Raw genomic sequence first — 18349 nt, 5'->3', positions numbered from 1 at the left:
AAAACCTAATATCATAACGAAATTATACTAAAGGTGCAGTCACTTTGCAAGAAAGCTGGTTTTACAGCTCCACATTGCTGTTGTTCATGAAGGGAGGATACACTGCCGGATTGTGTCGCATACCCAGTCTTGCACACATCTCTGCATAGGCAACGGAAATGAATGCAGGATCAAACACCTTCACAGGCAGCTCTTCCTCTATCATATCTCCATAGCTTGCCATTCCCAGACAACCAAGAATCACTCCATCCACCTGCTCCTTATCCACTGCATCGGCACAGACATTCTTCAGGTATTTTCCAGTAATTCCGGGGTCTGATCTCAGCTCCATTATAGGTATATCAAGGGCCCTTACAGAAGTCATCTTTTCCCTTGCTATGCCGTTTCTCATAAGCCTTCTATATGTTCTGGGTATATTTATACGCTCTGTAGTTATTACCGTAAATCTGTTGCAAAGCATGTTTGCCGCCGACAACGCTGTTTCTCCCGGACCTATGACAGGTATCCTTACATTCTCCCTCACGGCATCTATCCCCACATCACTGAAACAGTATATGACGATGGCATCAAATCCATCCTTCTCCGCCTGTATGCTCTCCTTCACCAGTTCTGCAGCGGCAAAGGCCTCATCAGTATTGCAGTCCAGTTCATCCGGACCTCTTTTTATGCAGTCTACAGATATTCCAACTCCTGGCGAAAGTGCCTTCGAAAGCATAACTTCCCTCTCATCAAGTGTTTTTCTATCCATTGCCTTATCCGGCATAATCACCTTTATCTTCATTACATCCTCCTGTTGCAACAGTTTTGTTTTTCCTTGGATTTCAACATTCTAAAAATTGTTTTCCCGGCATCACTTACTTTTGTGCCGCCTCTTCCCTTCTTTATGACAACCAATCCGTAATCCTGAAGTTTCTTCAACACGCTTCTTACCTCCTGCTCGGAAAGATATATGCCCCTCTCCTTCGACATGACGGAAATGCTTCTTCTCCCTATCCTCTCATTCCTGTCATAGGACTTGACTAAGGATTCAAGTACAAATATTATTTCATCAATATTCCAATTCTCATTTATGAATCTCTCGTACAATCCATCATATTCACCGGAAGTTTCAAAAGAATATTTCTTCTCTGCAACAAAAGGCAAATGATTCAACCCTACAATATTCTCGTCGATATTGCTGAGGTATTCAACATAATTTACCAACTCCCTGATATTACCGGGCCAATCGTGTCTGTAGAACTCTCGTCTTGCCTCTTCATCAATAACAAATTCAGAATGCAGCCGCTTCTTATATTCATCAATTATTAAAAACATATCATCCTTCCTGTCCCTAAGGGACGGAATCTTGAGAGGCAACACATTCAACCTGTAATAAAGGTCCTGTCTAAACTCCTTTGATTTAACCATGTCTGCAAGGTTTTGATTTGTTGCCGATATTATCCTTACATCCACGTCGATGACTTCGTCTCCACCTATCCTCATAATTGTTCTTTCCTGGAGGACTCTCAACAATCTTGCCTGCAGCCCCAGTGACACTTCACCTATTTCATCAAGAAAAAGAGTCCCCTTGTGTGCAAGTTCAAAGAGCCCTATCCTTCCCTCTTTTCTAGCACCTGTGAAAGCTCCTTTTTCATATCCGAATAATTCACTTTCCAGAAGATTTTCCGGCAGCGCCGCACAGTTTACAGCTACAAACTGATAATCCTTTCTATATGACTCGTTATGTATGGCCTGTGCAAAAAGTTCCTTACCCGTTCCACTTTCTCCAGTAATCAGTACTGAAGAGTCCGACTTGGCCATCCTTTTTGCTATGGATTTACAATCATTTATGGCAGTACTATCTCCCAGTATATCATTAAAATTGTATTTAGCAACATGCCCTTTTCCTCTGAGCTGTACCCTGATCTCATGCTGTTTCTTTTCAATCTCCGTAAACTCTTCTATTACCGTAACAATACCATGGAACTTCCCTGCATTGACTATGGGCGACAATGTAAGGACAACATTTTTTGAGTTTATTGATATCAACTTTTGAACTCTGCCTTTACCTGATTCACTGACAGCATCGCAAGGAATGTCGCTTAAGACTTCATCAGCCCTTTCTCCAATAATCCTTCCCTTTCTATATCCGATTATTTTCTCGGCTGCTGCATTGTATGAACGTACTATTCCATCCGAACCGATCATTATTATTCCCTTATCAATGGAACCAAGGATAATGTCCAACTGCCTGTTCAACATCCTGTTTCTACCTATGATGTTCTCTATGCCATAACTGAAGTGCACTATTTCATCATAGTATCTCTTGAATGCTTCACTTTCAATCACTGTATCGATCTCAAGCTTCGCAGCAATATCCGTTATGGTACTTATATCAAGTACTCTATGACCTATATCAATTGTTTTTTCGACGAAATCCGGTACAAGTCGTTTTTCACCTGGAGTTATTGCCAGCGACCTTTCATTGACAGTCCCTGCTTCGGGATAATAGGGAATAAGCTTATATTCGCTGTATCCAAGTTGATTCAGCAGCAGTATCGTCTCAATGCACACCTTGTAGTTGATGTTCACCAGCAAGGCTTCAGTCCCTTCAGGAAGCTCCCTCAACATATCCAGACCTTTCTTGGCAAGGGTATATTCCGCAACAATTATTTCGGTACTATTGCCAACAAGCTTCTTGACTTCTTGAAAAATGGTAAAGGAGGATATCAGTACCAGATCCGCTTCAATAAGATCATAACTGTCATGTGAATCCAATGAATATTTTACCAAATCAATGAATTCACCAAACAATGGCTCGAGTTCTTTATAATAAATATCAACAGAATATGAATGCCTTGATACTATGGCAAGTTTTCTCTTTTTCATAAAACCACCTTCCCGGATTAATAGGTAGTGTCAAGTATGACACTACTCTTTTTTATAAACATCAAGTAAATGCAAGGTTTCCAGGCTTTTTTGAAACAAAAAAGCAATGACCCCCTTTTTAGGTTATAATTAGAGTTCCGACACAACTAAAAATACCAAAAAGGATGGTCATTGCTATGGACTCAATTGTAACCTATTTACTTGCGTATAATCAATATCTTTTACAAATTATTTCTTATCTTCTTAATTTCATCTTGAAATATATACCACTGAAAAAGCTCCTCGATGATACCGACAGCCCCAAGTACAACAAATTCAAGGTAGACAGGCTTCCCAAAATATATCGCTTTGAAAAAGTGGACTATCAGCTTCTCATCGGGTATTACGAGTATATGGACGGTAAACCTTTTAAGCCTGTCAAGAGACGCAAGGACAAGGGTGTTCCCGAAAACATAACCTGTCCAAAGTGCGGTGCTCCCCACATTTACCTCTACAACAACAATGGCGATAAAGGCCAGTATCAATGTAAGGTTTGCAGAACTACCTTCAAGGAATCTCATCACGTCGACAAACCCACAGTTTTCAAGTGTCCCTACTGCGGACGTACCCTGTCGCTCATCAAGGAGAGAAAAGAATTCAACATCCACAAGTGCTTGAATAACCACTGTCCATATTATCTGGAACAGCTTAAACGGCTGTCTCTCAAACAGATAGCTGAAGAGAAGCACAAATTCAAACTTCGCTACATCTACAGGGAATTCACCATCGAATTCATGAAGATGGATCTTAACACGCTTCCAAAAAGAGCTATCAACTTCAATTTCAGGAAATTCAGTCCTCATATCATGGGGCTTTGTCTTACCTATCATGTCAATCTCAATCTTTCCACCAGGACTACTGCCGATGCCCTCCGGGATATCCACGGTGTCAATATATCTCATGCCACCGTTGCAAACTATGCAATGACTGCAGCTGCTGTAATCAAGCCCTTTGTAGACAACTACAAGTACAAGCCATCCAAATCCCTGGCTGCCGATGAAACCTATATCAAGGTCAACGGCGTTAAGCACTACGTCTGGTTCATCATGGATACCGTCAAGAAATCAGTTCTCGGCTATCAGGTCTCCGACACAAGATCAACAGGTCCCTGTATCCTTGCCATGCGCATGGCCTTTGAAAAATTTACGAAGTTCCCTCAAGATGCCATCAAGTTCATCGCAGACGGCTTTACTACCTATCCCTTGGCACAACAGGAATTCTTCAGAGAAGATAAGAACTTTGAACTCATTCAGGTCATTGGACTTACAAACGATGACGAGGTTTCCACCGAGTATCGTTGGGCCAAGCAGATGATTGAGAGGCTCAATCGTACCTTCAAGTTTTCCTATCGTGTCACTAATGGCTATTCCAGCTCCGATGGCGCCTTCTATGGCGTTTCCCTCTGGGTGGCTTACTACAACTTCCTTCGTCCCCACAAGGTCAACAAGTGGAATGTGCTCAATGAAGTCGAAGGATTCAAGCCTGATATGAACATGCCCGCCAAATGGCTCATCTTGCTCCGTCTTGGTCAGGAAAAAATTCTTGAATTACAAGAAGCTAAACAGATTTCTGACTTCTGTTCCTAGATTCTTGAGCCTGAGATTCTATCAGCCATTTACATGCCCTTTACTGCGGGGAAAATACAATGCTATACTGTTGCATTCGAGATGGGGAAAGTCCTTCTGTTCCTGAGTTCCTTCGCCATCGATGGTTACCTTGCAGCATTGTTTTTGCGTGCAGTCAAGGGTGGCTGATCACCTTTTTCATCAGTATTTTTGGTCTATATTTCAGTTTTCTAGTTTCAAATATTTACAATTTTTGTACTTTGGTTTTTCATACGTTACTTTACACTACCGATTAATAATCAATAAATAGAAAAATTCAAAGCCGTAAAGTCTTTATAACTCAACTTTACAGCTTTGACCTATTTTATCTGCCAAGCATTATGTCATTACCTGTCAGGTCGCCAATTTTCGATGAACAGTCATCAAGGAATACTTTCCCTGCTTCTATCTGCCTTCCGACCTCCGTCGGTGCAGTACCACCAAATGATGTTCTCGCGTCAACACAGGCTTTGATGCTTATATCTCCCATGGAATCCCTTGTTATCCGCAAATCAATTTCCTGCAGTTCATCATCTGTAAGATCTTCCAAAATACACCCTTTGTTTTCACAGATTTTAACCATTTTACCCACTATCTCGTGGGCTTCCCTGAATGGTATATTCATTTTCACCAGCTGTTCAGCAATGTCTGTAGCATTAAGAAACCCCTTGTCCAGCTGCTTCTCTATCATATCCATCCTGAAATCAGTCTTCTCAAGCATGTTTGCAAAGATTTCAACGCTTGCCTTCCAGGTATCTACCGCATCAAAAAGTCCTTCCTTGTCCTCCTGAAAATCCTTGTTATACGCAAGAGGCGTCCCCTTCATTACTGTCAGCAGTTGAGTCAGGTCACCATATACCCTTCCAACCTTTCCTCTCAGCAATTCCGCCATATCCGGATTCTTCTTCTGGGGCATGATGCTGCTTCCTGTACAATAACTGTCATCAATCTCTATATATGAAAATTCCTGGGAATTCCACCACACAAATTCTTCCGCCCACCTTGAAAGATGCATCATGGAAATTGAAGCGGCACTCAGGAAGTCAAGACAATAATCCCTGTCGCTTACACTGTCCATTGCATTCTCTGTAGGTGCGGAAAAACCCAAAAGCTTTGCCGTCGTATGTCTGTTTGTTGGCAGGGTGGTCCCGGCCAAGGCGCAGGCTCCCAAAGGGCACAAGTCCATTCTTTCATAGGCGCTTAATAACCTGTCAATATCTCTTCTGAACATCTGGAAATATGCCATGAAGTGAAAGCCAATAGTCACCGGTTGTGCATGCTGCATATGAGTGAATCCTACGGTAATCTTATCTGCATATTTTTCCGCCTTCTCCAGTATGACCGATTCCAGGTGCACAAGTCTGTTCAGGATTTCCCTGATTTCATCCTTGAGATACATCCTCCCGTCAACCTGGCACTGGTCATTTCTGCTTCGTGCAGTATGCAGCTTCTTGCCTACATCTCCTATCCTGGCAATCAATCTGCTTTCAATTCCCATGTGGATATCCTCGTCCTCGACATCAAATACAATCTTACCACTTTCAATATCCTGTAAAATGCCGTTAAGGCCGTCAATAATCGAATCCTTCTCCGATACCGTCACAATACCCTGCTCCGCAAGCATGGTTACATGGGCAATGCTGCCTTCTATATCATTTTTATACAATCTCTGGTCATATCCTATGGATGCATTGAAAGTCTTTACAATATCATCCATGCTCTTTTCAAATCTGCCACCCCATAAACTAGTCATTCTACCCTGCTCCTTTATACTGTTTTAATCTGAGATTTCATTCTCTCTATTTCTTCGATTGTAGTATTTGGTATCTTTGTACCGAACCGCTTTGACAGAAAGATCATTGATGCAACAAGAACCACTACGGCAAGTCCCAGTGCCGTAACACTGCCTGTAAGTCCCGCAACTATGTAGGCCATAAAACTTATGACCCCGTTTAGCAAAGCATAAGGGATCTGTGTCTTGACATGGTCTATATGATCACATCCCGCACCTGTTGAAGCAAGAATCGTAGTATCGGATATAGGTGAGCAATGGTCTCCGAAGAGTCCCCCTGAAAGTACGGCACCTATACATACATGTATCGGCGATCCCAAAGTTACAGCCATTGGAATAACAAGAGGCATCATTATGGCGAAGGTTCCCCATGATGAGCCGGTTGCAAAGGACATTACAGCTCCTATAAGGAATACCAGACAAGGGACTGCCCATCCCGGCAACGTTCCCTGAGTCACCTCTATTATGTAATTTGCTGTTCCAAGACCTTTTCCCACTGTTCCCAAAGCCCATGCCAGAACAAGTATTACCGCAACGTTCATCATCTTGTTCATGCCTTTGAAATAAATGTCAAAACTTTCATTCAACGTGTTGACCTTGTCTTTTACCATCAACGATATTATTGTAATTGCAGCAAATAGATATCCCGTGCTCAGTGCTGTTCTAAATGCACTGCCAGGCACCTTCTTGAATGGAAAACCAAGCGGTGCAAGTATTCCAAAAAGTGTTACAAACAATACTATCAGCGGAAGCCATATCAGAATGGCTCTGCTGTTCTTGTTAACTTCATCATTGGCCATTCTAAGAGGACTTGAATTCGGCCAGTACCTTTCACCTGTATCCAGAATCCTTCTTTCAGCCTTTGCCATTGCACTGAATTCATACCCGGTGAATGCTACAAGCGGTACCATTGTTACTGCCATTATCGGATAGAACTGGAACGGGATAGCCTTGATGAATGCCGTCCAGTCAGACTCCATAACTCCAAGAGCTTCAAACTCCTTCTGTATGAGCCCCATTACGTAGACACCCCAGCCGATAAAAGGAACCAGGACAGCAACAGGAGAAGCAGTGGAATCAATAATCCATGCAAGTTTTTCTCTAGATACCCTAAGCTTGTCAAACAAGGGTTCAGATATTGGACCTACAATAAGAGGGGTTCCAAGATCCGAGAAAAATACAATAATTCCACCCAGCCATGTTGCAATCTGTGCCTTGAATCTATTGTCGACGATCTTGGTTATGAGCTTGGCAAAAGCAGCAGCCCCACCGGATTTCTCCATAAGACCTACAAAACCACCAATAAACACCAGCAACACCAGTACTCCTGCATTATAACTGTCAGTCAATTGAGTAAAAACGTATTCCTTAATCATAGTTGTAATCGCAGTTATTGGATTGCCGCCTACCAGTATCATAACTCCTGCAAACACTCCGATAAAAAGCGCCGGTATTACATTCTTGAATTTAATTGCAATAGTAATTGCCAGAAAAACAGGCAACAATGATAAAATTCCTACATGTTCCATTTTAATCCTCCTAGTTCTTTGAATATGCCAATAACATATCCATGATAATTTGTTTGGTTTAAATAGCTATTCATATATACATCAAGCAATTATCATGCCAGAAAACAAAAATGTAAATCAAATGGACATTCACACCAGAAAGGGCCTGTTTTCAATAAATATTTGATTTTGTATAAAGATGCAATTTTTAAAAGTTATTTACCAAAGGGTTAATACGGTTGTTTAAAGATTACACTTCGACCAAATAAACCCTTTTAAAATGCATATTTTCATGTAAAAAGACAGAACAGAAATCAATTTTCTGATGTCTGTTCTGTCTTTTTATAATTTCACTTTTGAATTAAGCAAGCTTTTCGATGCCGCAGTTCATACCATCCTTTCCAACACAAATGAAGCAGGTCTATCCACAATTTTCGCAAACTATCCACATTCCGGGGATAACTGCCATATTTAAGACCGCATCTGTATTTCATTATTGTTTATTTTAACCTTTTCTAATCACCCTCTAAAGAATACAGTATATATAAAGTCAACCATCAATATGCCCAGAACTGTAATTGACGTTATGGACAGCTGACGGCTGTCCATTCTGCCGGTAATTTTTTCAAATAACGGCTGGATCACATAAAGGAAGAACACTCCCCCCAGTCCGAATCGTATGGAAGGTGACAGGGCTATCCTCCCCTGGAAGTGTATGTCATAGTCAACATAGGTCTGCCAGGGCCAGGAACCGGTAGTCCATTCCATTATATAACTGGTGATTAGCTCAAGAAGAGTCGCCACAGTCATGCATCCCAGGAATACAGGCAATATCCACAAGAGCCTTTTACCGAAGCTTTTGTTCCTTATGATTGGATAGATTGCGAACAGAAATATCAACGCTCCCACACCATAGACGGGACAATAGGGTCCGAAGAGAACTCCTCTGTTTGAAAAACCCCATTTGTACACCACAACCTCCAAAAATACTTCATATATCCATCCGAACATTGAATACATTATGAAATACAGTATGTATTTTCTTAAATTCAACAATCTGTTAAATTTAATGTTATTTGTGTTTTCATTTATCATGACCTTCCCCCTTGAAGTATAACAATGTGATATCATATTTTTGAGCATATTAGGTATAATTGCTATTTATTATTCTATCACAAAAAAGGACCCAAACTCCATAATCAGTTCAGATCCTTGTTACAATTCCAGATTCAGTTTTCTAGCATTGTTCCTTCTTCTGTGACTTTCCCTGTCCATACCTTCTTTACTTGACCTTTGAAGATTCAGTAACACTTAGGATATTTACAAGCTTGTTCTTTCTAAGCTTATATATCTCATCTCTGGTAAATTCATTCCCATACTTCATTTCATCATCTGCATTAAGATATGTTACATAATACTTTGTGTTCATACTTGAAACCTCCGTTTAATTATTCTAAATTTTATATAATTATACATTGCATACTGTATGAAGTCAACACTTTTCTAATAAATATATATGGCAAAATCGCTCTTCACACTGAAACAGCGTATCAAAAAACCTCCATCTGTGGAGGTTAATCAATTTCACTATATTTTTCATTTATTGATTTTGTGAATATTCCATGTATATATTTTCCGTATCGTGATTGTACACTTTGCTTATTACATCACAGTTCTCTTACATTGATTCCATATTTCCGAATCTTCCTGTATATGGTGGACTTGCTCATGGAAAGCTGTTCGGCTGCCTTTAGTACATTCTTGTCGCAGCTTTTTATGGTGGCTATTATATTTCTTTTCTCCACGCTTTCCATATCTAGTATTCCATCACCAGCTATCTCTATTGCTGCACCATGGGTCATTTTCTCTTTGTTGTTTATTATATGGTCGGGAAGATATTCTGCGGTTATGACGTTGCCGTCACAAAGATAATAGGCTCTTTCGACAATGTTTTGCAGCTCCCTGACATTACCGACCCATCTGTATCTTTTCAGTGATTCAAGGAAGTCGCTTCCGTATATTTTAACACTGTTGCTGTTCTGGGTATTCAGCTTCAACAGAAAATGATTTGCGCAGATACTTATGTCGTCATCACGTTCCCTTAGAGGCGGCAGCTCCAGCTTGAAAACATTGAGCCTGTAATACAGGTCATGCCTGAAGTTCTTGTTCTCCACCTCTGTCAAAAGATCCCTGTTGGTTGCCGCTATGACCCTCACATCAAGCTTCTTCTCATAGTCGCTTCCTATTCGCCTTATGGAGAAATTGTCAAGGACCCTCAACAGTTTTGCCTGTACTTCCATTGGAAGTTCTCCGATCTCGTCGAGGAAAATCGTTCCTCCGTCAGCCAGTTCGAATTTACCGATCTTCCCGTCCTTCAGGGCACCTGTGAAGGCTCCTTTCTCATAGCCGAAGAGCTCGCTCTCTATGAGCTCCCTGGGAAGGGATGCACAGTTTATGGCAACGAAAGGTCCTTTGCTTCGCGGACTATAGTTGTGTATGGACTGGGCGAAAAGCTCCTTGCCTGTTCCGCTTTCCCCTTCTATCAATACATTGCTTCTTGTCTTTGCGATCTTCTTGGCCGATTCAGCGACTTTCCTTACAGATTCGCTGTCTCCAATAATATCTTCAAAATGATAGGTTGCTATATTTCCTGCAACCTTGTTTACAGTTCTGTGAAGATATTTGGTTTCCTTGAAGGCGATATTGAAACCGAATATCTTCTTGTCTATGATTATTGGAACAATATTGACGGAACAGTTGATCCTTCTACCGTCAACTATTGCTGTGGATTCCGTCAGGAATACATTGCGCTTTTCCGGCAGCCTGCCATAATCAAGGTCTGTGAAAATATCCCTTATGTCCATTTCCAATATTTTTTCATGTGGAACAAAAAGTATGTTGGATGCCTGATTGTTGGCTCTTATGACATTCATGTCCTTGTCAACAATGACCATGCCGTCCGATGTGCTTTCAAAGGTCGTTTCAAGGAGTTTATGGGATTTCTTAAGGGCCATCTCCCTCTCGATGGTATATATGGCGGCAACAACAATGCCCAGGGTATGGGTATTTGACATGTTCTTGTCACCGGACATGTCAAGGCAGCCAATTATGTTTCCGTCTTCATCATGAATGTTGGCTGCAGAGCAGGTCCACGAATGGTGTTCTATGCAGTAATGGTCCTCTCCTATGAAATGGACAGGCTTGTCAATGGCAAGTGCCGTTCCTATGGCATTGGCTCCGATTTCTTCCTCGCTCCACAACATGCCCGGATTGTACCTGAGTCGATCGGCTTTTTCATTGTATATTTCATCACCTATTGCCTCTATCAACAGTCCATTCCTGTCGGACAAAACCAGTGCAAAGTGAGAGCTTGTAACAATCTCATGGAGATTTTCCATAATGGGACGGGCAATGGCAAGGAGCTCCTTGTTTTCTTCCCGGGCTCTCTCGTATGCCTCAATGTCAATACCTGTACCCATTCCTTCCATATGGTTAACGCCGTATTCCTTGCATCTTTTCCAGGCATCTGCAATTACAGGGTCTACATCTTCCGAAATGATATCGTCATTAACAAATTTCAACCAGCTTTCCTTACTCGCATGAAGCATCTGTACATCTCCTCCCCTTGAATATCCGAATACTGTAAATCTTATATTAACAAGTATATAACCTGACAGTCGAATAAACAAGTATAACAAGCAGTACCATAATCAATGGCTTCCTTTACAGAAAACTTCATCCGCATGGAAGGAGCTCCTTACAAGGGGACCTGAAAAGACATTGCTAAAACCCAGTCTTTTGCCGTACTCTTCATATCCTCCAAATGCTTCAGGCCTTATATATTCCTTAACGGGATAATGGTCCGGTGAAGGCGAAAGGTATTGTCCAAGAGTCATTATGTCGCAGTCATGTTTTCTTAGGTCCTTCATGACCCTTATAACTTCGTCAACAGTCTCCCCAAGACCCAGCATCATGCCGGACTTTGTTGTTATGTTTTGGTCTATCTTCTTGGCATTGCTCAGTACTTCAAGGGATCTCTCATATTCAGCTTCAGACCTTACCTCCCTGTAAAGCCTTTTTGCAGTCTCCACATTGTGGCCCAATACATCAGGTCTACTGTCCAGAACTACCTTGAGGGCATCGACATCTCCCTTAAGATCCGGTATTAATAACTCCACCTTTATATCCCTTCCCAGATCCTTTATGGTCCTCACAACACTTGCAAAATGTCCGGCACCTCCATCGTCAAGGTCGTCCCTGGTGACAGATGTTATGACCACGTATTTAAGCTTCATCTTGAGCACCGCATCGGCAATCTTTTCCGGTTCATATTTGTCTATTTCTTCAGGCCTTGAGCTTGTGACATTGCAGAACCTGCAGTTTCTCGTACAGTTCCTGCCGAGAATCATGAATGTTGCAGTCTTTCTTGAAAAGCAGTCTATGACATTGGGACAGTTGGCTTCCCTGCATACGGTATTTATTGAATTGTCGTCCAGTATCCTTATTACCTTTACCACATTGGGGTCATATGAATACCTTGTCTTCAGCCATTCAGGTCTCTTAATATCCACTTCTCGACACCTCCAGCATATTTTCAATCCCTTCACCAAAGTATACCAGTTCATCGTATCCGAACATATCGGCAAAATATTCAAGTACCAGTGATTCAGCAACTTCCTCATCCTGCTTGAATCCTGTCAGCTCTTCAAGGGATACCACTCCCTTGTCAGTTATTCCGCATGGATTTATCAGCTTGAAATAGTCCATGTCCGTATTGACATTGAATGCAAAGCCGTGCATGGTCACCCATTTCTTCACGGAACATCCCAGTGCAGTTATCTTGTCATTTTCCACCCAGACGCCCCTGTGTTTCTTGTCCCTGCCTGCACATATCTGATATTCTTCCCTAAGCATCCTGATGAAGAACTCCTCAAGATTGTATACGTATTGTCTAATATCCTTGTCGTGATTGTTAAGATCTATTATGGGATAGCCCACAATCTGCCCGGGACCATGGTATGTTATGTTTCCTCCCCTGTTTGTCCTTACAAGGCTCACTCCCTTTTCCTCAAGTAACTCCCTTGTTGCAAGAAGATTGCTGTCCTTTCCTTCACCGCAGTCAAGACCCATGGTCAGTACATGGGGATGCTGAAGAAGGATTATGGTATCGTCGATGAGGTTTTTCTTTCTCATGTCCATTACCCTTAGCTGTATATCAAATCCCTTTTCATATTCGATTTTTTTGAATCTCAATACATTCAATTTCATTTCAATACTTCCTTTAAACTTTGGCGTAAGTGATTTATTTCGGCAAGTGTATAGCCGAAGAATGGACGGCATGGGCAGCTTCATGAAAAGCTTCGCTGACTGTAGGATGGGCATGTATTGTGCTTATTACTTCCTCTACTGTAGCCTCGAGACGAAGGGCCATACACCCTTCGGAGATAAGGTCCGTTGCCCTTGGTCCCGCCATGTGGATTCCAAGTATCTCATCTGTTGATTCATCAACAACAAACTTGACCAGGCCTCCACCTTCTCCCATTATGAGGGACTTGCCGTTTGCATATAGGGGAAAGCGGCCCACCTTTATACCGTATCCCGTCTTGACTGCTTCCTCTTCCGTCATGCCTACTGAAGCAATTTCAGGTCTTGTATAAACGGCTGAAGGTGTTGTTCTCATATCCATCTTGGATTTCTTGTTCATGGCGTGCTCCGCAGCCACTGTTCCTTCAGCCGATGCAACATGAGCAAGGAGGATGCCTCCGTTGCAGTCTCCTATTGCATAAATGCTGCCTATGTTTGTCTGCATTGTCAAGGGATTCACTACTATGGCTCCTCTTTCCGTCTTCACTCCGATGGCTTCAAGGTTAAGTCCGTCCGTCTTTGGCCTTCTTCCAGTTGCAAGAAGGACCTTGTCAACCTTGAATGCATCCTTGTCCGTTTCAACAAGAAGACCGTCGCCCTCCCTTCCTATGGAATTGACCCTGGTGCTTGTAAGGATGCCCACGCCATTCTTCAACAGCTCCTCCTTGAGTATGCCTACGATCTCCTTGTCCATTACTGAAATCAGTTCAGGAAGCATCTCCACAATTGTGACGTCGCATCCCATTGAAGAATAAAGGCTTGCAAACTCACAGCCTATTACTCCTCCTCCTATGATGCACATGCTTTCCGGTATTTCCTCCAGTGACAGTGCCTCGGTGCTTGTTATAACTCCGTCATTGTCCACTCCCTTTATTGGGAGTATGATGCTTTCAGATCCTGAAGCGATTATTGCCTTGTCAAAGTCGACTATTGTTTCATTATGGCTTTCATCCCTGACACAGATCTGGTTTTTTCCCGTAAATGATGCTTCGCCGTTTATAACTGAAACGCCGTTGGAATTAAGAAGGACTTCCACTCCTCCCACCAGCTGACTTACTATGGCATCCTTCCTTTTCTGAAGATTTGGCCAGTTAAGGGATACTTGACCAATATCTATTCCAAGTTCGGAAGACTCGTGAAGCATGGTTCTGTAAAGTTCAGATGTATGAAGAAGGACCTTTGTAGGTATGCAGCCGACATTGAGACATGTTCCTCCAAAATGTTTCTTTTCTACAATAGTCACCTTGGCTCCCAGTTGAGAAGCTCTTATTGCGCTGACGTAACCACCCGGTCCGCCACCGATTACTACAATATGCATAAGCTTCCTCCTTTTACAGCATCAATATTTCAGGACATTCGATATATGTCTTGAATCTTTTCAGGAAGTTGGCAGCCACCGCTCCATCCACGGCCCTGTGGTCCGCAGTAAGAGACAGGGTCATAAGGGGCTTTGACTTCACTTGTCCATTTTCCATGAAAAGAACATCTTCTATGGCATTTACGCCGAGAATTGCCACTTCAGGCTGGTTGATTATGGGCGAGAATGCATTCATTCCAAACATGCCCAGGTTGGTGACTGTAAAGGTGCCTCCCTGCATGTCGTCAGAAGACAGGTTGTTGCTCTTTGCTTTTGACGCAAGCTTCCTTACTTCAGCCGATATCTCCTTCAGTCCCTTGACGTTCGCATACTTCACTACGGGAACAACAAGTCCCTCATCTATGGCTACCGCCACCCCTATGTTGGCATAATTTCTTGTAATTATTTCATCACCGTCTATGGTTGAATTTACCAGAGGGAATTCAAGCAATACGCTGGATGATATCTTAACCAGCAAATCGGTAATGGTAAGCTTCTGGGTTTCCTTCAGGCGGTTTTTCAACTTCAGGAGTTCGGTCATTTCAACCTTCATATCATAGGTAACAGCAGGAGAAACATCCCAGCTCTGTGACATCCTTTCCGCTATTACCTTCCTCATCTGACTCATCGGCGCCCTCTCTTCCTGAGGATTTGCCCTTGCTGCTAGGCCCTGGGCCGTACTGTAGTCCACTACATCCTGCTTCATGATCCTTCCATCCTTGTCAATATCTCCAATGTCGACATTCAAGCTGGATGCCAGTTTCTTAGCAGTTGGACTGGCCTTGACCTTGTCCCTGTTCTCAAGGTACTTTTCAACATCTTCAACACCTATCCTGCCCTGATGTCCCCCTCCAGCAACATCCTCCAGGCTGACACCGAGCTCCTTGGCTCTTTTTCTTGCAGCAGGGGATGCCTTGATTCTTCCCCCTGCCTTTACAGGCTCGCCGGCTTTCTTCTCCAATACGATCACTTTCTTTTCTTCAAGGGGTTTTTCAGCAACTTCATCTCCCAGTACCGATGAGATATCCTCGTCCTGGTCTCCTATTACGGCTATGGGCAGCAGACATGCCACCGAGTCTCCTTCCTGCGCCACTATCTTTCTCACATAACCGGAATAATTGGATTCTATTTCATTTGCAAGTTTATCCGTAGTGACTTCAAGCAAGGCATCGCCTTTATTTATAAAATCTCCTTCATTTTTAAGCCATTTGCCAATCTTTCCTTCCTTCATTGTCAGGCCAAGCTTGGGCATAACGATTATATCAGCCATTTAACTTCCTCCTTAATCTCCTTCTATAAAGAGACGGCAAAGATATATCAATGCCATCTCCATGATTTTTTATTTAAAACATTTTCTTTGCAGCACTTACAATATCTGTTGAGTTTGGTATTACATAACTTTCCAGGGTCGGAGTGAAAGGTATGGGTGTATTCAATGCCCCTATCCTTGTTATAGGTGCATCCAGATAATCAAACATTTCCTCGGAAATCATGGCGGAAATCTCTCCACCGAATCCGCCTCTTCTATTTTCCTCTGTTACTACCAAAACCTTGTTGGTTTTCATAACGGATTCAGATATGGTTTCCTTGTCAAAGGGATACAGTGACCTTGGATCTATTACTTCCGCTTCTATTCCTTCATTAGAAAGCTGTGCAGCAGCTTCAAGAGCATCATGGACCATTTTTCCGGTTGCTACGATTGTCAAATCAGATCCTTCCCTTTTCACATCGGCAAGGCCTAGAGGGATAGGCTTAACATCATCTTCAACTTCACCCTCGAATGCATAAAGAAGCTTGTGCTCCACAAACATTACCGGATTATCGTCCTCTATTGCACTCAACATCAGTCCCAATGCATCCTGAGGAGTCGACGGGTATACCACCTTCAATCCAGGTACATGGGTAAGCCATGCCTCCAGGGACTGTGAATGCTGGGCAGCAGCCTGAACTCCAGCACCGGCAGGAAGTCTTACAACCATCGGCAATGTAATCTTTCCACCGAACATGTATCTCATCTTTGCAGCCTGGTTAACAAGCTGGTCCATTCCAACTGTTAGGAAGTCTATGAACATGAGCTCTGCTACTGGCTTGAGTCCCGTTGCAGCAGCACCTACTGCCGCACCTACTATTACACCCTCGGAAATGGGGGTATCCTTGACTCTCTTGTCGCCGAATTCTTCATGAAGGCCGGCAGTAACACCGAAGCATCCTCCAAAAGCTCCAACATCCTCTCCAAAGATTAGAACATTTGGGTCTTCCTTCATTTTTATCCTCATACCTTCTCGAATTGCTTCAGAATAAGTCATTTTCCTCATCTTGCCCTAACCTCCTCAATTATATCTGTAAATATATCTTCAACTACCGATTCCACAGACGCATAATCACTGTTCTCTGCAAATTCTATTGCTGCAGCCATTTCCTTGTCCAAATCCTCGTTCAATTCCTTCAATTCCTTCTTGGTCAATATCTTGTTGTCAATGAGGAAGGATTCAAACCTTGGAACGGGATCCTTTGCCATCCATTCCTTGACTTCCTCCTCCGGCTTGTATGCTCCCGGATCACCTTCAAAGTGGCCTCTGTGACGGTATGTCTTGCACTCGATCAATGTAGGCCCTTGTCCCAGCCTCGCTCTCTTGATGGCTTCCTCTGCAGCTTCGTGAACAGCAAACACATCGTTTCCGTCAACTGTAACGCCGGGCATATTGTAGGCAACAGCCCTGTCTGAAACGTCCTTGATTGCCTGGTGTCTGCTCTGGTTCATTGATATTCCATACAAGTTGTTCTCACAAACGAATACCACAGGCAGTTTCCATATGCTTGCAAGATTCATGGACTCATGAAAAGTTCCCTGATTTGTAGACGCATCGCCAAAGAAGCAGACACATACCTGGTCAGTTTCACGATATGATATGCTGAGTCCTGCACCTACTGCGATATTGTGGCCTGCTCCAACTATTCCATTTGCTCCAAGTATTCCTTTTTCCGCATCGGCTATGTGCATGGATCCTCCCTTGCCCTTGCAGTAGCCGGTTTCCTTGCCGTAAAGCTCCGCCATCATAAGGTTCAAGTCTCCGCCCTTTGCAACAATATGCCCATGTCCACGATGGGTACTTGTTATATAATCCTTGTCGTTCAAATTAGCACATACTCCTGTTGCCACAGCCTCTTCACCTAAATACAGGTGAACAAAACCAGGTATGCTTCCATTTGCAAAAAGATCCATTGCCTGGTTTTCAAATTTTCGGATTTTCATCATGGTCTTGTACATGTCTACAATCTTATCGTTTGATAAATTCATTCTTTTTCCTCCAACTTTTTATTGAGTAATTTGCATCAAAATTTCTTTTCGAACCAACGTCAACTCATGCAACTGTCTTGAGTATCAGTACCACCTCCCAAACAATATTGATGCATAGAGTAGATCTTTGTTTGTTCCTTCTTGCCTCTATATGAAGCAATTACCATGCCAACGTTTTCCAGCAAGAGGTGACAATGCCCTTAAACCCTTAATATGACTGTATTTTAAATTTATTTATATATAAAAAACACCTTCCTGGCCCCTTAATATTCCCATTTTTAACACTGAATTTTCCCATTCCTGACACTATTCCCATTATTGGGACCAGTTTCCAGGTAACAAAAAAAGCCGCCTTATAAGGCAGCCCTTCACCAATATCAAAAACTCCAAAAAACAAAACCAGCTCTCTTAGAATTGTCTATGAGAACTGGTTTCTATATTTCTGCTTTCATGTTGCTCCTTTCGGGTTTTGCCCCTAGGCAGAATTATCGCAACATATTTTCATCTATGTTACTCAAC

Annotated in this window: 15 protein-coding genes; 1 reads left to right on the top strand and 14 read right to left on the bottom strand. The window is 42.5% G+C overall.

The window, feature by feature from the left end:
• Positions 1–61: 61 nt before the first annotated feature.
• A complete protein-coding gene (locus BUB05_RS01010) occupies positions 62–781 on the bottom strand; it encodes an aspartate/glutamate racemase family protein (RefSeq protein ID WP_073045741.1) in 720 nt (239 codons plus the stop codon).
• Positions 781–2868, bottom strand: coding sequence for a sigma-54 interaction domain-containing protein (locus BUB05_RS01005; protein ID WP_073045739.1), 2088 nt, complete (start codon positions 2866–2868; stop codon positions 781–783). Before BUB05_RS01005 ends, BUB05_RS01010 begins: the two co-directional genes overlap by 1 nt.
• 176 nt (positions 2869–3044) lie before the next feature.
• On the opposite strand from BUB05_RS01005, the gene BUB05_RS01000 reads away from it, so the two are divergent.
• Positions 3045–4493: a DDE-type integrase/transposase/recombinase gene (locus BUB05_RS01000; protein WP_073045737.1), complete on the top strand. Its 1449-nt coding sequence runs from the start codon at positions 3045–3047 to the stop codon at positions 4491–4493.
• 343 nt (positions 4494–4836) lie between these two features.
• On the opposite strand, the gene argH is transcribed toward BUB05_RS01000, so the two are convergent.
• The 12 genes from argH to BUB05_RS00945 form a co-directional block, all read right to left on the bottom strand.
• Positions 4837–6264: an argininosuccinate lyase gene (gene argH, locus BUB05_RS00995; protein WP_073045734.1), complete on the bottom strand. Its 1428-nt coding sequence runs from the start codon at positions 6262–6264 to the stop codon at positions 4837–4839.
• A gap of 14 nt (positions 6265–6278) precedes the next feature.
• Complete coding sequence (locus BUB05_RS00990) at positions 6279–7832, bottom strand: Na+/H+ antiporter NhaC family protein (protein WP_073045731.1); 1554 nt, start codon at positions 7830–7832, stop codon at positions 6279–6281.
• A 498-nt stretch (positions 7833–8330) separates the two neighbouring features.
• Positions 8331–8906, bottom strand: a complete 576-nt coding sequence (locus BUB05_RS00985) for a putative ABC transporter permease (RefSeq protein ID WP_073045728.1) — start codon at positions 8904–8906, stop codon at positions 8331–8333.
• Between the two features lie 187 nt (positions 8907–9093).
• Positions 9094–9240, bottom strand: a complete 147-nt coding sequence (locus BUB05_RS18620; protein ID WP_175548489.1) for a hypothetical protein — start codon at positions 9238–9240, stop codon at positions 9094–9096.
• Between the two features lie 238 nt (positions 9241–9478).
• Complete coding sequence (locus tag BUB05_RS00980) at positions 9479–11419, bottom strand: sigma-54-dependent Fis family transcriptional regulator (RefSeq protein WP_073045724.1); 1941 nt, start codon at positions 11417–11419, stop codon at positions 9479–9481.
• A gap of 102 nt (positions 11420–11521) precedes the next feature.
• Positions 11522–12382 carry a lipoyl synthase gene (gene lipA / locus BUB05_RS00975; RefSeq protein ID WP_073045721.1) on the bottom strand — a complete coding sequence of 287 codons (861 nt, stop codon included), beginning with the start codon at positions 12380–12382 and terminating at the stop codon, positions 11522–11524.
• On the bottom strand, positions 12372–13079 hold the full coding sequence (gene lipB, locus BUB05_RS00970) for a lipoyl(octanoyl) transferase LipB (RefSeq protein WP_073045718.1): 708 nt from the start codon (positions 13077–13079) through the stop codon (positions 12372–12374). Before lipB ends, lipA begins: the two co-directional genes overlap by 11 nt.
• A gap of 34 nt (positions 13080–13113) precedes the next feature.
• Complete coding sequence (gene lpdA, locus BUB05_RS00965; RefSeq protein ID WP_073045715.1) at positions 13114–14493, bottom strand: dihydrolipoyl dehydrogenase; 1380 nt, start codon at positions 14491–14493, stop codon at positions 13114–13116.
• Between the two features lie 13 nt (positions 14494–14506).
• Positions 14507–15802, bottom strand: coding sequence for a dihydrolipoamide acetyltransferase family protein (locus tag BUB05_RS00960; RefSeq protein ID WP_073045713.1), 1296 nt, complete (start codon positions 15800–15802; stop codon positions 14507–14509).
• Between the two features lie 73 nt (positions 15803–15875).
• A complete protein-coding gene (locus BUB05_RS00955) occupies positions 15876–16847 on the bottom strand; it encodes an alpha-ketoacid dehydrogenase subunit beta (RefSeq protein ID WP_073045710.1) in 972 nt (323 codons plus the stop codon).
• A complete protein-coding gene (locus BUB05_RS00950; protein ID WP_073045706.1) occupies positions 16844–17830 on the bottom strand; it encodes a thiamine pyrophosphate-dependent dehydrogenase E1 component subunit alpha in 987 nt (328 codons plus the stop codon). The genes BUB05_RS00955 and BUB05_RS00950 overlap by 4 nt, the downstream gene beginning before the upstream one ends.
• A gap of 208 nt (positions 17831–18038) precedes the next feature.
• Complete coding sequence (locus BUB05_RS00945; protein WP_073045703.1) at positions 18039–18227, bottom strand: hypothetical protein; 189 nt, start codon at positions 18225–18227, stop codon at positions 18039–18041.
• Positions 18228–18349 lie beyond the last annotated feature (122 nt).

It is taken from the genome of Dethiosulfatibacter aminovorans DSM 17477, assembly GCF_900142005.1.
Lineage (GTDB): Bacteria > Bacillota > Clostridia > Tissierellales > Dethiosulfatibacteraceae > Dethiosulfatibacter > Dethiosulfatibacter aminovorans.
This window is presented reverse-complemented; position numbering and strand designations above follow the sequence as displayed.